Consider the following 15,087-nt stretch of genomic DNA (forward strand, 5'->3'; position numbering starts at 1 on the left):
TTTGTCGCGTTTCCTTGTAGTCCGATACGAATACAAGGAAACGCCACATCATCGCTTGATGCGGACGCGCCGCATTTTCCGGTACAAGGTGTTGCGCGTGACACCCAGCGCATTGGCGACTTCGCTGACATTCCAGCGATGCGTGTCCAGCAACCCCATGAGCGCATCGCGCTCCGCCTGCAAGATGGCGTTGAGCGGCTCGCAGCCTTCATCGCCGTCGTCGCTCTGGTCGATGTTCCCGTCGCAATCCGATGCCGTGGCAAGCGGCGCGTAACCGCTTGCATACCCGCTTGCATCGCCCCTCTGCATGGCGGGCAGCGACGCCCCCCTCACCAGCTCCGCGGGCAGATGCGCGGCGGTCAGCTCCGGCCCCTCGCACAGCGCGGCGGCGGTGCGAAGCACATTGCGCAGTTGGCGCACGTTGCCGGGCCACGCGCTCGCAAGCAGGATCCGCCGGGCGTCCCGGCCCAGCATCGGCGGTACTTCGTTATCCTGCTCAAGCAGATGAAGGATCAATTCGAGCTTGTCTTCGCGATCGCGCAGCGGCGGCACGCTCACCGCCACGCCGTTCAGCCGGTAATAGAGGTCTTCGCGAAACTGCCCGCTGGCAACAAGCGCGGCAAGGTCGCGATGGCTCGCGCTGATGAGCTGGAAATCGACCTTGATGGCGGACTCGGAGCCCAGCGGCGTCACTTCGCGCTCTTCGAGCACGCGCAGCAGCCGCGCCTGCAGGGCGAGCGGCATGTCGCCGATCTCGTCGAGAAAGAGCGTGCCGCCGTTGGCCTGCAGGACCTTGCCGCGCCGTCCCTCGCGCTGCGCGCCCGTGAACGCGCCCGCGCGATAGCCAAACAATTCGCTCTCGATCAGATGCTCGGGCAACGATGCACAGTTGATCGCGACGAACGGCCCATCGCGGCGTGCGCTGGCCGCGTGCAGCGCGTTGGCGAAGACGTCCTTGCCGGAGCCCGTCTCGCCGCGCACGAGCACGGCGATGCCGCGATCGATCACGCGTTCGCCAAGGCGCAACTGGCTCGCGAGATGCGCGTCGCCAAACTCCACGCGCGGGCCGCACGATGCGCGACCGGGGTGGCGTGCGGGGGCGCGTCGCGGCACCGCCGCTTCGCTCTCGTGCGGCTTTTGGGAATCTTGTGCGGCGACGGGCTGCGCTGTGGTCCGGCCGATGTTCGCCGCGGTTTGCTTGAGCGGCGCTTGCGCGACCGCGAAGAAGCGGTTCGGCGCATGGGCGCGATACAGCGCAACGGGGTGAAACGAGCTCTGCACACTGCGCGCGACGAGGTCGGCGAGCGTGGCGTTGAAGAGATCGGTGATGCGTTTGCCGGCAATCTCGGCCAGCGTGCCGAAGCCAAGCTGGAACAGCGCGCTGCGGTTCGCGCCGAGCACGAGGCCGCTCTCGTCGATCGTGAGTTTGCCGGCATGCAGCGTATTCACGAATTCCGGGCGGCTATGAAAATGCACCATGTGCGCCTGGGTGTGGCGCGCGTCGAGTAAACGGTTTTCGATCATCTGCCGCGACATGCCCACGAGCACGAGTGAATGTTGTTGTTGCAACTGGGAGCGGCTCGTCACGTCGAGCACGCCCGCGAGCGCGCCGCGCTCGTCGAATACCGGTGCGGCCGAGCAGGTGAGGGCGGCATAGCGTGAGAAAAAATGCTCGTGCTGGCGCACGGCGAGCGCTTCGCCTTCGGCAAGGCAGGTGCCCATGCCGTTGGTGCCCGCCTCGCGCTCGTTCCAGACCGCGCCCACGCAAAAGCCCCAGTCTTCCACTTGCTCCGCGAAGCTCGCCGAGGACACCAGATGCAGGATCACGCCGTCCGCGTCGCTCAGCACGACCGCGAGATCGGCGTCGCCCAGTTGCTGATAGAGCGTTGTCATTTCGAGCTTCGCGCAGCCGATCAGATCGGCGAGGCGCTCGCGGCGCTGCGCGAGTTCGGCGCTCGTGAGCACGGGCGGCGGGCGGCACGCGTCGGGGTCGAGGCCGTAGTCGTTCAGGCAGCGCGTCCACGAGCGTACGATGGCCGCGCCCGGCTCGTAGTGTCCGAGCCGCTGGCGCAATACGCCGTCGACGCCGCTCGCGCGGGCCGGCCGCTCAATGCATTCCTCGGCATATTGGGTTGACTGCATGACACGTGTCTCCGGAGTCTCCGACTGCCAATAGTGGGCGCATCGGCTGGCGCATCGCTCGTGAACGGCGGTGCTGCTGCCAGCCTGAGTCCAATTATTTGCACTCAAATTTCCGGTGACAATTCGCCTTATGGGGCTACCCCCTTGTGGGTAGGGGCATGTCACCCGGCCGAACCGGAGTCCGTCGCGCGACGGACTCCGCTGCGGTCTCAGCGCTCGCGCGAGCCCTGCTCGTGGCGCCACACCACGGCTTCGAGCCGCGAATGCAGGTCGAGCTTGCGCAGCACGTGCTTCACATGGACCTTCACGGTACCCACGCTGATGCCGAGCTTGCGCGCGATGACCTTGTTGCACATACCTTCGACGAGGTAGTCGAGCACCTCGACTTCGCGCGCGGTGAGGTCCGACTGCACGGGCGCCATGCGCTGGCCGCCCGAGAGGGCCTGCACGAGACTGCCCGTGACCGCATCGCTGAGCACGGCCGCGCCCGCCAATGCTTTCTGCAACGTTGCACAGAGATCCTCGGGGTCCATGTCCTTGAGCAGATAGCCGTGAGCGCCCGCGCGCAGCGCGGCAACCACGTCGCGTTCGTGATCCGAGACGGTCAGCATGATGAAGCGCGCGTTCACGCCGGCATCACGCATCAATTGAAGGGTCTCGATGCCGCTCACTTCCGGCATGTTCAGGTCGATCAGCACGATCTCGGGCTTCAGGCGCGCGGCCATCTCTACGCCTTCGCGGCCCGAGGCGGCTTCGCCTGCGATCGAGAACAGCGGATTCATCTGGATGAGCTGCGCGACGCCTTTGCGAAAGAGTGCATGGTCGTCGATCAGCAAAACGGAATGGGGGGGCATGACATTTCCTTGGCGCGTTAACCAGACTGCCTGTCTCTACTGGAACGGCGTGATCCGCGTTTTGCCACGCATGCTTGTGTCATTGCATAGGCACAGCGGGCGCAGCAACCGGATTTTTTCTTGATTAGAGGTTCAAGTCTACGCGTGGAATCCCGATGGACAATATTCACCATAAGAAAAAAAACGGGCCGGTCATGGCGAACCGGCCCAAATCTCTTCTCACTACCCCGCAAAACTCAGTAACGCCTAAAAGTGACTGCGTAATTCCTCAGCGATGTCGAAGATGTCGCCCACGATGCCGTAGCGCGCGATCGTGAAGATCGAGGCTTCGGGATCGGTGTTCACGGCAATGATGTTGTCCACGTGCTTCATGCCGGCCATGTGCTGCACCGAGCCCGAGATGCCCATCGCGATGTACATCTTGCAGGCCGCTGCGGTCTTGCCGGACTGGCCCACCTGGTGCGCTTTGGGCAGCCAGCCCGAGTCGGCGATCGGGCGCGAGCAGCCGAGCGTGGCGCCCACGGTCTCCGCAAGCTCGCGGAATTGCTCGACGTGGGTTTCCTCGCCAATGCCCCGGCCGACCGAGAGGATGAATTCCGCGCCCGGAATGTCGACGTCGCCGCTCGCCGCCGGTTCCTCGAACGCCAGGTGCGTGCTGCGCGGCGCGAGCGCCGGCGCCGCGAACGTGCTCACGGTCGGGCTGCCGGCGGCGTCGGGCGCTTTGAACGCGCCGGGGCGCAGGGTCACGAGCGCCGTTTCCTTGCCCGGAAACTCGATCTCCATGTTGACCTTCTGCCCGTAGCCCGAGCGCGTCGCGAGCCAGTCCGAGCCGTCGCGCGCGAGCCCGAACGCGTCGGTCGTGAATCCGTAGTTGCCCTTGGCCGCGAGCGGGGCCGCGTAGCCTAGCGTGTCGATCGTATGAGGAAGCAGAACGAGCGAGGGTTTGCGCGCCTCGATGATTGCGCGGGCAACGTTTTCGTAGACCTCCGGATCGAAGGCGTCGCTGCTCGTCTGCACGGTGACGATTTCGTCGACGCCCGCGAGCTTGAGGCTTTCCACCCAGGCATCGGGTTGCGCGCCCAGCACGGCGACCGTGACGGTTTCGCCGCTCGCTTCCTTCGCCTGCGCGGCCGCGCCCAGCACTTCAAGACTGACCGGGCGCAGTTGCCCTTGACGGTGTTCCACCAGAACCAGAATGCCGCTCATTTCGCTTCTCCCCTGAATTCCTTGATCAGACCCGCAAGGCGCGCTGCCTGCTCGGCGGGCGTGCCCTCGATCATTTGCGCGCGGCCCGTGGCCGGCACGTAGACGCGCCGGATCCGCGAGAGCGAGCCCGCCGCGCCGGTTTCACCGGCGGCAAGGCCGAGTTCGTCCGGCGTGAGCGTTTCGATGGGCCGTTGCGCGGCCTGTTTGATGCCGCGCAGCGAGGCATAGCGCGGCGTGTTGATGCCGAGCTGGATGGTCAGCACGGCGGGGCACTGCACTTCGACGGTGGCGTATGCGCCGCCTTCGAGTTCGCGGCGCGCGGTGGCCGTCTTCGCGCCGGGCGCGTAATCGAGCCCCGCCACGACCGCCGCGTGAGGCCAGTCGATCAGGCCCGCGAGCGCCATGCCGGTCACGCCATAGGCGTGATCGGAAGCCTGCACGCCCGCGAAGATCATGTCCGGCGCTTCCTTGCGCGCGAGCGCGGCCAGCACCCGGGCGATGGCGACCGGGTCGGCGTCTTCGAGTTCGTCGCTCCAGATGCGCACCGCGCGGTCCGCGCCTTTTGCGAGGCACTTGCGCAGTTCTTCATCGGCGCTATCGGGGCCGACCGTGGCCACCACGATCTCGATGTCGCCGTTTGCGCCTTCCTTCAGGCGCATCGCTTCTTCCAGTGCGTAGTGGTCCCACTCGTTCAGGTCGAAGACGTGAAAATCGGCGCTGACGTCGCGGCCGTCGTCGTTCAGCTCGAAGTCTTCATCGAGCGAAGCGACCTGCTTGATTGTGACTAGTATTTTCATCTTGACTCCATGGTGTTCGTCGGACAGGGCGAAACGTGTTGCACGTCGCTTTCGTGTTGCTCGTGTTGCATTGCATCGTCATCCAGCGGATGGGGGGAAACGGCAGCGGGCTGCGGCGCGGCGGCGCTAGACGCGAGCGGACCGAGCGCGCGCCCGAAATGGCCGAACAGGCGCGCCCGGACCTCGCGGTCGGGGTCGAACCGCATGCGCCAGCGGTCGGCGTCCGTGAGGTTCGGATGCTCGAACACCAGCACGCGGTGCAGCGGGTAGGGCTCGTGGCGCAGTTGCAGCAACACGCGCCGCGAGGCCTCGCGATTCAGGATCACGCCGCGGCGCACGTCCGCCACCGGATGGGCGGCGAGCCGTGCGAGCTGCGCCTGCGGGGTCGCGTGGTGGCGTGCGATGCCGGAGAGCACGTCGACGTCTTCGTCGGCAGCGAGGCGCCGCAGCAGCGCGCCCGGCAGGTCCTCGCGCAGCGCGACGCCCGCGCGGACCCACGCCACCGGATCGGCGGCAAGCTGCGCGACGAGGCGCGCGGGGCAGTCCGGGTGGCGCGCCACCGCGCGGCGCACTTCCGGCTCGCCGTCGTTCACGAGCCGCTCGAGCCACTCGGCCGGGCAGGCCGGGTTGCGCGCGAGCGTGCGGCGCACCCAGGGATCGTCGTTGCCGATCAGCCACTCGACGACCTTGAGCGGCAGATCGCGGCGCGTGGCCACCACGCGGCGCACGATGGCTTGCGCGTCGAAGCACAGGCCGATCAGCGCGCCAGCGGGCGTGTTCGCATTGAGCGCAGCGGCGCGGCGCACGCCGGGATCTTCGTCGCGGGCGAGCTGCGCGAGGATCGCGGCGGGCGCGCGGGTCTGGAGCGCGAGGCTGCGCCGCTCGGCCGACGATGAGGGCAGCGTGTGAAGCAGCGAATCGGGGCAGCACGGATGGCGCAGCACCTGGGCGCGCACCGCGCCCGTGTGCGTGCTCCTCCAGAGTTGCAGCAGCGTTTGCGGATCGGTCGCGAGATGGATCGCGAGCAGGCGCTGCAGCACGGCGATGCCGCGCTGCTCGACGAGCGTGAGCAGTTCCGAGGGCACGCCGACGTTCTCGCACAGCGCGCGCAGCACCTCGATGTCCTCGCTTTGCGCGGCGAGCGTGGCAAGCAACGCATGCGGCGCTTTCGCGTGCCGGGCGAGCAGGCAGGCGAGGCGCCGGGCCGGCGCTTCGTGTTCGTCGACGAAAAGCGCGAGTGCGTCGCCGGGTGTGGCGGGGTTTCTCGCGAGGCGCATTTTCAGCGTCTCGTCGTGGTTCGCCGCCGCGAGCCGCGCAAGCTCGGCGAGCACCGCGCCGTGGGCGAACGCGCAGGCCGCAAGGGCGAGGCAGTCGCGCCGCGCCACGAAGAGCCGCGCGCCGAGGCGCTCGCGGTCCGCGTCATCCGCGTGCGGGTAGAGCGCGGCGGCAGCGTAGATGTCGTCGGCGGCCAGCGCGAGCTCGACCAGCTCGCGCCAGTGCCGGCGCATCGTCGGCGTGCGGGCTCGCCGCTGCCTCGCGCGCTTTTCGGCCATGGCGGGCATGGCGCGCTGTTCGGGCACCTCGTGCTTTTCGGGCATCGCGTGCGTGCCGTGCCGCGCGTGCCTGCCGTGCATTGCGTGCGCGCGGTCTTGCGAAGTGGCGGAGCTGGGCGTCATCTCGGGCAATCCTTGCCGGGGCTCAGTCAGGGCTCGGTTAGGTTCAGGCCGCGTTCATGCTGCGGCGATGGCGGTTACATTGCCAGCAGGATCCGCATCGTCGCTGGCCGGTTCCGCGAGGCTTTCGGCGATCAGCTCGATCAGCTCGCGCACGACGAACTTGCCTTCGTAGCCGCTCGTCTTCAGCGCGTCCTCGAACATCGTCAAATCCTTCGGACAACAAACCACGAACACCTCCAGTCCTTCGATGCGCGCAGCCTCGTGCATGCGGTTCTGCGACGGCTTTTCCTTGCCGACCGGATCGCTCATCCAGATCCGGCCGCCGCCGGCGCCGCAGCAAAATGAGTTGTCGCGCGAGCGGGGCATGTCCACGAGATCGCAGCCGAGCGCCGCGAGAATCTGGCGGGGCGCGTCATAGCCCTTGTTGAAGCGCCCGAGGTGGCACGGGTCGTGGAAGGTCACGCGATAGCCGAGCTTGCGTTTGGGCTTGAGCACGCCTTCGCTGAACATGCGCGCGACGAGGCTCGTGTAATGCTCGATCTCGAACTTGCCGCCGAAGTCGGGGTACTCGTTGCGGATCGTGTTGTACGAGTGCGGGTCGGTCGTGACGATGCGGCGGAAATTCGACTGCCCGAGCAGCGCGATGTTGTTCTCGGCGAGCAGTTCGTAGAGCCCTTCCTCGCCCACGCGGCGCACGTCGTTGCCCGCGTTCGACTCGCCCTCGTAGAGCAGGCCGAAATCCACTCCCGCGTTGTGCATCAGCGTGGCGAAGGCCTGGGTCACGCGCTGGTTGCGCGGATCGAACGAGGCGTAGTCGCCTACGAACCACAGCAGATCGACGCTCTCCTTGCGCGCGTCCTTGATCTGGAAGGGCAGCGGCTTGGTCCAGGCGGCGCGCTTGCGCTTCGATTCGTTAAACGAGTTGCCATTCTTGTGGATCGCCTGGAGCGTCTTTTGCACTTGCGGTTCCATCTCGCCTTCCTCGACGAGCTTGCGGCGCATCTGCACGATGATGGGCACGTGCTCGACCGCCACCGGGCAGATCTCCACGCAGGCCATGCAGGTGCGGCACGACCAGACGGTTTCCATGAACACCTGGCCGATGCCCTTGCCGTGCACGTCGAGCTTCACCTCGTCGGGCAGCGTGTTCTTTTGCAGCGCCTCGTTGGCGAACTCGCGCAGCGAGAGGATCACGTCGCGGGGCGAAAGCGGCGCGCCCACGGCGTTGGCGGGGCAGGCCTCGTGGCAGCGGCCGCACTTCGTGCAGGCGTCGAGATTGAGCAGGTGCTTCCAGGTGAAGTCGGTGATGGTCTTGTAGCCCACGCGCTCGCCGCCGGGCTGAGCGCCGCCTTTATCGCCTTCTACGCCTTCCACAACCTCGGCGACCTCGATGCGCGGCAGGCGCTGCGCGGCGAGCGGATCGCGCATCATCAGCGAGGCCGAGGCCGTGAAGATGTGCTTGACCTTCGTGTAAGGAATCAGCGCGATGAAGGTGAGTGCGAGCAGGCCGTGGAACCACCAGAGGCCGGTGCGCATCACGTAGGCAGCCGAGGCGCTCACGCCCACGCCCTTGAAGATCTCGGCGAAGAGGGCCGCCACCGGCGACCACCAGCGCGTGTCCCACACCACGGCGCGGTCTTGCAGCCAGACGAGGCGCAGCCCGCTCAGCACGAAGCCGGTGATGCCGATCAGCACGAGCGTCCAGAGGAATGCCCAGTCTTCGCGACGGTAGCCGCTGCGGTCGTAGTCCGGGTCGCCGGGCTGGCGGTCGGGACGCTTGTAGTCGAGCTTGGGCGGCTTGATCCAGCCGCGGCGCGCCATCATGTAGATGAGCCCGGCGATCATGGAGACACCCGCGACGTTCATCGCGAGCTTGAACAGCAGATAGAAGTCGCCGTTCCAGAAGTGAAAGCCGAGAAAGCGCGCGGTGATGTCGTAATCGACGGTGACGGTGGCGGTGCCGAGAAACAGCACCGCGAAGCCGTAGAAAATCATCCGGTGCGCGCGGCCCGCCGCGGGGTCGCGGCGCGCGACGGTGCGGTGGCTCAGCACGACGCGCACCATGTCCTTGAAGCGCGCCTGCAGGTCGATCTTGCCGAACGATTTCGACAAGCGCTGCCCGCGCCGGTATTTGCGGATCTGGACGTAGACACCCCACGCGAATACGCCTATCGCCGTGATGCCGATGAGATAAAACAGCGCGATCGCAAACGACGGGAAGCCCTCGAACAGGATGCGCGTGACGGTCGCGGGGTCGAAAGTCGCTGGGGTCTGCATGGCTCGTCCGTTTCGTCCGTTTATTGAATGGGGAGGGGCGCTTTTTTCAGGCAAAGCGCGCCCGTGTCAGGCCGTCGAGCGCGCCTGACCAGGATCTGTGCACCGTGGCGCCCGGCAATGCGGGCGGCCACGGTGGCAGGGTGGGTCCCGGTCTCACACAGCGTGCGCCGGGACCGTGCCGCCTTACTTCTTGTAGTGGATCTGGTAAGTGCCTTCGGGCAGGTGCGGCGTGCCCCAGACCGCCACTTCGCGCTTGTACGGCAGCGGGAACTGCGGGTTGGACTCCTCGATCTCGCGTGCGACGCGGTGGCCTGTGAAGGTCGCATCGGCGATCAGGCGCGGGGCTTCGGCGTCGCCGATCAGGTACACGCCCTTGATGCCCTTGCTCTCCCACTGGTCCTGCTTCGCCTTGATCTCGCGATACAGCGTGTCGTTCGAGCGGCGGCCCGTGACGAGCACGAGCGAGTCGAACTCGAGCCAGCGGTGCGTCTTGTTCGCATCGCGCGGCAGCTGGCCCGCGCCCCGGTAGGTGCGCTTCGAGCCGTCGCCCCAGATGTTGTAGATCTCGATGCGGCCTTTCTCGATGCGGCTCGCGAAATGGTCGCCCAGTTCGGTCACGTGCAGCTCATGGAGCCGGCGCATCATGTTCGGATACTCGAGCGTGAAGTGCATGTAGTTCGCCAGATGCACGCCGCTCACGATCGTCACTTCGTGGCCAGCCGACGCGAGCTTTTCGGCGAGGCTCGGCGCCATGAAGTAGGTGTCCGCATTGAGGATCACGACGCGCTTGCCGATCGGCTTCTTGCCGCCCATCACCTGCTCGGGCGTCAATTGATCGGGCTGCGAAGCATCGGCGCCGGGGATCGGATCGTGCGTGAGGCAGTTGGTGCCGTCGCCGACCCAATGCGCGCCCGTTGCGATCACCACTTTCTCCGCGCCGTAGTCGAGCACGTCGTCGGCGGTGAGCGGCTTCACGCCGAGCGCGAGCTGGCTCTGCTTGTTCTTCTTCAGCAGCTTGGTGATTTGCGTTTCGCGATAGTCGCGGTGATAGCCCCATTCGCCGAGGCCAGGCAGCGTGACCACGCTGTTCAGATGGCCGCCGATCTTCTCCGCGCTATCCACGAGGTGGACCGTGTAGCCGCGCTGCATCAGCACGCGCGCGCACTCCGAGCCCGACGGACCCGCGCCCACCACGAGCACCGAGTCCCCCGACTTGCACTCTTCGAACTTTTCCGGGTGCCAGCCGCGGCGATACTCTTCGCCGGCCGTGGCGTTCTGCGTGCAGATCATCGGCGGGCCGCCGATTTCCCAGCGCGAGATGCAGACGTTGCAGCCGATGCACACGCGAATATCGTCGACGCGGCCTTCCTCGATCTTCTTCGGCAGGAACGGGTCGGCAATCGAAGGACGCGCCGCGCCGATGATGTCCGCATAGCCCTTCGTGACGATCTCGGTCATCTTCTCCGGATCGGTGAAGCGGCCCACGCCGAGCACCGGCTTCTTGGAAACCTGCTTGATGAACTTGGTCCACGGGACCTGGTGGCCCTGCAGATAGAAGCGCGACGGACCCGCGTCTTCACCCCATTCGGCGATGTCGCCCACGTCCACGTCCCAGAGGTCGACCAGCGAATCGGCCATTTCGACGAACTTCATGCCGTCCTTCTCGACTTCCACGCCGCCCGCGCCATAGAGCGAATCCACGGCAAAGCGCGTGGCGATGGCGCAGTCGCTACCGACGGCGCGGCGCACTTTCTCGAGCGTTTCGAGCCAGAAACGCGCGCGGTTTTCGAGCGAGCCGCCGTAGCCGTCGGTGCGCTTGTTGTAGTAGGGCGAGAGGAACTGCAGCGGCAGATACGAGTGCGCGCCGTACACATAGACGATGTCGAAACCGGCGTCGCGTGCGCGCAGGGCCGCTTCGACATAGTATTGCTGCACGTCGCGGATGTCGTCGAGATCCATCTCCTTGCAGTACGTGAGCGTTTCGAACTCCGAAGCGTACTGGCTGGGGCCGCGCGGCGTGGCGCGGCTTTCCATGCAGGGCGCGTGGGCGCCGCCGTACCACATTTCGATGCCGGCGAGCGCGCCGTACTTATGGACTTCCTCGGTCATCGCGCGCAGGTTGCGCACATCGCCTTCGTCCCAGATGCGTGCCGAGAGACGGTGCGTGTCGTCCGACTCCGGATGGATCGAGCAATATTCGGTGTTCATGGCCGCCCAGCCGCCTTCGGCTTTCATCGAGCGGTGCGCGGCCTGGAAGCCGGGCAGGTTGCTGCCCGCGCCAATGCAGTGCGGGACTTGATAGAAGCGGTTGCGCAACGTCTTCGGGCCGATTTTGATGGGCTCGAACAGCACGTCATAGCGGGGATCGCGGGACATGGGGACGTATCTCCTGATGTGTTTGGTGTGCTTGTGGGGCTGCTTGCGTCGTCGACATGAGTCGAAAATCAGGCCGCTACGCGCGTGCGCACGCGTTGCGGGTCATAGAACGGCGTGCGGGTGACGGTGCCGCTGAAAGTGCCTGCGGCGTCGTGAATCTCCACCTTGGTGCCGAGCGCCGTATGCGAGGGCTTCAGATGGACCATCGCGAGCGACTGCATCAGATACCGGCTGAACGTCGCGCTCGTGACGACGCCAACCTGTTCCTTGCCGATGAAAATCTTCGCGCCCGCGCTCACCGCACCGTCGTGCTTCACGAGCACGCCGGCCTGCTTGAAGCGCTCCTTGCCGCGCGCGTTGAGCAGCGCCGCCTTGCCGATGTAGTCGCCGGGCTTCTCGACGTCGACCATCCAGTCGAGGTTCAACTCCCACGGCGTGACGTCGCCCTCGGGCATGTCGAAGGGATAGAAGAGCAGCGCGGCTTCGATGCGGGCGAGTTCGAGCGAGGTCCACGAGGCCGGCACGATGCCAAGCGGCTTGCCCGCTTCGAGAATGGCGTCCCACAGCGCAATGGCGTCGCTCGCGCTGCACGAGACTTCGAAGCCCTGCTCGCCGGAGTAGCCGCCGCGCGAGATGATGATCTTGCGGTCGAACAGCTGGGTTTCGACGTGCGCGAAATACGGCAGCTTCGCGAGATCGATGCCGATGTGCGGCTGCAGGATGGCTGCGGCGCGCGGGCCTTGCAGCGAAAGCATGTGCACGTCGAAGTCCTGATGCCATTGAACGTCGCGGCCCTGCGCGGCGCGGCGCAGATGCTCCTGGGTCGTGCCGCCGCCGTGCGAGATGCGGTATTGATTCGGCGCGTCGTAGATCACCATCAGGTCGTCGCACACGACGCCGCGTTCGTCGACTTCCGCTGCGAGACGCGCGGTGCCGGGTTTCATTTTCGTGACATCGATGGCGCAGATGCTGTCGATCACGGCGCAGGCATCGGGGCCGCTCACGCGCAGAATGTTCAGCGCGCTGATATCGTAGAGGCCCGCTGTCGAGCGCACGGCGACCACTTCGTCGTTCGGGTCGCTGTTGTAGTACCAGGGCAGCGGCATGTCGTTCCACATATCGCCGTCCAGCTTGGAGCCCAGTTCGCGATGGCGGATATTCAGAATTGATTGCCTTGTCATAGCGTTTTCCCGAGGTTGAACCTTGCGTGAATAAAGGCCGACGAATCTGGGCCGGTAGGCCTTGACGAGGGCCGCTGGATGGCAATCAGTCTCCTTCGTTAAAATCGGCGTCACAATCGCCCCGTGGCGCTACCTCCGAGTGGGTAGGCGCGCTACTTCGCTCAGCTGCGCGAAGCTTTCAAATGCGCCGCAACATGCCTTGTCGTGTAAGCGCGCATATAGACGCATGGGGCTGTGAAGCCCGCCAGACGGACATTCGGCTACATTGCGCCGGCCCGGATGCACCCTCCTGGGCGTAGCGCGGGGGCTACCCCCAATGAATCATTGCTCTCCCTTTTTGGCTCGCCGATTCTGTTCGTACAGATTCGCAGCCACGATGAGGGATCAACGGGCATGAACGGACTAAACGCACCCAGGGCGATACCAGTACGCGTCGAACGTGTGGAGAACATCACGGCCGACATCCGGCGCTTCACGCTGGTGCCGGCGCAAGGCGGCTCACTGCCGGCGTATTCCGCCGGCAGTCATGTCGTCGTGACCATGCGGGGCGAGGCGCGTACCTGGCGCAACGCTTACTCGCTGACTAGAGCGGCTGGTGCGCGCGACGCGTATCAGATCATGGTGCGCCGCGTGCCCGCCTCGCGCGGCGGCTCGGCGTTCATGCATGCGCAGGTGAAGGAGGGCAGCGAGCTCGAAATTTCGATGCCGTCGAACTTCTTTCCGCTCGCGCGGCTCGCGACGAAGCATGTGATCGTTGCGGGCGGGATCGGCATCACGCCGTTTCTTTCGATGCTGCCGGAGCTGGCCGCAATCGGCGCGCGCGTGGAGATGCATCTGTGCTGCCGCCCGGAAGACGCTGAAGCGCTCGAAGCGCTGATCGCCGAGCGCATCGCGGGCGGTGTTGCCATCTACACCGACTTGCAGGATGTCGAAACGCGCTTTGGTTCCTTGCTGGCCGCACAGCCGCCCGGCACGCATCTATATACGTGCGGGCCAGTTGGTTTGATGGAAGGGCTCGCTCAGGTGGCGCGCGCACGCGGCTGGCCCGAAAGCCACTTCCACCAGGAGAGCTTTGGCAGCGCGTCGCATGGCGAGCCGTTCGTCGCGGTGCTCGCGAAGAGCGGCCGCGAGGTGTCGGTAGGCGCCGACCAGAGCCTGCTCGAAGCACTCGAAGCGGCGGGCGTCGACGCCCCCTATATGTGCCGGGGCGGCGCGTGCGGCACCTGCTCGCTCGAAGTCATGGAAGGCGAGCCCGAGCATCGCGACTTCTTCCAGAGCGCCGCCGAACGCGCAACGAACTGCAACGTGCTGCCTTGCGTGTCGCGTGCGCGCAGCGCGCGTCTCGTGCTGAACATCTGACGAATACGAGGGAGCCCAACGCCATGTCCATTGCCTTCAAGCCCGACGAGTCGTTTCGCGACGTCTACCAGTATCGCAACAGCGAAGCAGCGATCCTGCGTTTTCCGTTTCCGTTCCCGGAAGACCGCTACATGTATTCGGTGAACATCGAGCCGCATACGAGCGGCGAGCCCGGCACGGTGTTTCGGGCCGCGTTCGATATCGACGAGCACTACGTTGCCGAATGCCGCGACCGCGCGCTCACGCTCGAAACCGACCCGTTGCGCTGCCAGGTGCTGGACCACATGGACACCGCTCAGTGGGACACGCTCGAACTCGTCATGGAAAGCATGGCGCGCGATTACCCCGAGTACTTCCAGCTCGAACGCGATGGTGCGGAGGGTACGCAGTGGACGTGGACGAACCGTCCGCTCGGGCTCACGCAATCGTTCGTGTTCGGCGACGCCGACACGCTGCCGTGTGCGCCGCTCGAGTACATCACGCGCCAGGCGCAGGGCGATTTCGTCCTGCTCGATCATCGCGACGACAACCTGTTCATGGACGGCGGCATGGTGACGACCCAGGCCGACTGGTCGCTCGATTTCGACCTCGGCATGAGCTTTATGGAGTGGCATGGTCCCGTGCCGCTCGCGCATCAGGCCGGTATTTTCGAGCGCGCGCTGAAATTCCTGTTGCGCCTGCAATCGGGGGCGCCGGTGCGCCGCCTGAACTGGACGATGACCGTCAATCCGCGTCTGGACACGTCGCCCGAGCATTACCCCGAGTGGGGCCCGGACCGGGCGAGCATCACGCCCGAGAACGTCGGCGGCAAGCTGCATTTGCGCGTGGAGCTGCAGACGCTGTTCAGGCTGCCGCGCAGCAATGCGATTCTGTTCTGCGTGCGCTGTTATCTGATCAGCCTCGACGAGCTCGCACGCGTGCCCAAATGGGGCAAGCGCCTGCATCGCGTGCTGACCACACTGCCGCAGGAGCTCGCCGAATACAAGGGGCTCGTGCGCTATCGCGACACGGCGCGGCAATGGCTCGCGCAGTTCGACGATGGCGCGCCGACCACGCCCGGCACCCTGGCCGAGGTCGAGCGCTTGAGCCCGCCTCTTGACGAATCCCACACCCGGCCGAGTTTCGCCGGCTCCTGAGTCCTTCGTGGTCGTTCCGCGTGCCGTGGCTGGCGCCGAGCTTCAAGCGGCGCCGGATTGCGATGCGCGGCGCGGCGGCGGTC

General features: G+C 66.0%; 10 protein-coding genes. 2 read left to right on the top strand and 8 right to left on the bottom strand.

The annotated features are described in order from the left end of the window. Positions 1 to 48: 48 nt before the first annotated feature. The 8 genes from NH14_RS16690 to NH14_RS16725 form a co-directional block, all read right to left on the bottom strand. Positions 49 to 2,142: a sigma-54-dependent Fis family transcriptional regulator gene (locus NH14_RS16690; RefSeq protein WP_052147977.1), complete on the bottom strand. Its 2,094-nt coding sequence runs from the start codon at positions 2,140 to 2,142 to the stop codon at positions 49 to 51. A gap of 209 nt (positions 2,143 to 2,351) precedes the next feature. After that, positions 2,352 to 2,996, bottom strand: a complete 645-nt coding sequence (gene narL / locus NH14_RS16695) for a two-component system response regulator NarL (RefSeq protein WP_035525440.1) — start codon at positions 2,994 to 2,996, stop codon at positions 2,352 to 2,354. 246 nt (positions 2,997 to 3,242) lie between these two features. Next, positions 3,243 to 4,202: an electron transfer flavoprotein subunit alpha/FixB family protein gene (locus NH14_RS16700; RefSeq protein ID WP_035525437.1), complete on the bottom strand. Its 960-nt coding sequence runs from the start codon at positions 4,200 to 4,202 to the stop codon at positions 3,243 to 3,245. Next, the gene (locus NH14_RS16705) at positions 4,199 to 4,999 is read right to left on the bottom strand and encodes an electron transfer flavoprotein subunit beta/FixA family protein (protein WP_035525435.1); all 801 of its coding nucleotides are present in this window, start codon (positions 4,997 to 4,999) and stop codon (positions 4,199 to 4,201) included. The genes NH14_RS16700 and NH14_RS16705 overlap by 4 nt, the downstream gene beginning before the upstream one ends. Then, positions 4,996 to 6,675 carry a hypothetical protein gene (locus NH14_RS16710; RefSeq protein WP_052147976.1) on the bottom strand — a complete coding sequence of 560 codons (1,680 nt, stop codon included), beginning with the start codon at positions 6,673 to 6,675 and terminating at the stop codon, positions 4,996 to 4,998. The genes NH14_RS16705 and NH14_RS16710 overlap by 4 nt, the downstream gene beginning before the upstream one ends. Before the next feature lie 54 nt (positions 6,676 to 6,729). Continuing rightward, entirely contained in the window at positions 6,730 to 8,952 is a 2,223-nt protein-coding gene (locus NH14_RS16715; protein ID WP_035525433.1) for a heterodisulfide reductase-related iron-sulfur binding cluster, read from the bottom strand. Between the two features lie 183 nt (positions 8,953 to 9,135). Further along, a complete protein-coding gene (locus NH14_RS16720) occupies positions 9,136 to 11,328 on the bottom strand; it encodes an oxidoreductase (RefSeq protein WP_035525431.1) in 2,193 nt (730 codons plus the stop codon). 68 nt (positions 11,329 to 11,396) lie between these two features. Next, positions 11,397 to 12,509, bottom strand: a complete 1,113-nt coding sequence (locus NH14_RS16725; RefSeq protein WP_035525428.1) for an aminomethyl transferase family protein — start codon at positions 12,507 to 12,509, stop codon at positions 11,397 to 11,399. Between the two features lie 393 nt (positions 12,510 to 12,902). Between NH14_RS16725 and NH14_RS16730 the strand changes: the two genes are divergently transcribed. Continuing rightward, a complete protein-coding gene (locus NH14_RS16730; RefSeq protein WP_035525691.1) occupies positions 12,903 to 13,868 on the top strand; it encodes a PDR/VanB family oxidoreductase in 966 nt (321 codons plus the stop codon). A 23-nt stretch (positions 13,869 to 13,891) separates the two neighbouring features. After that, complete coding sequence (locus NH14_RS16735) at positions 13,892 to 15,004, top strand: heme-dependent oxidative N-demethylase family protein (protein WP_052147975.1); 1,113 nt, start codon at positions 13,892 to 13,894, stop codon at positions 15,002 to 15,004. The last annotated feature ends 83 nt before the right edge of the window (positions 15,005 to 15,087 follow it).

It is taken from the genome of Paraburkholderia sacchari (genome assembly GCF_000785435.2).
Classification (GTDB): Bacteria; Pseudomonadota; Gammaproteobacteria; order Burkholderiales; family Burkholderiaceae; genus Paraburkholderia; species Paraburkholderia sacchari.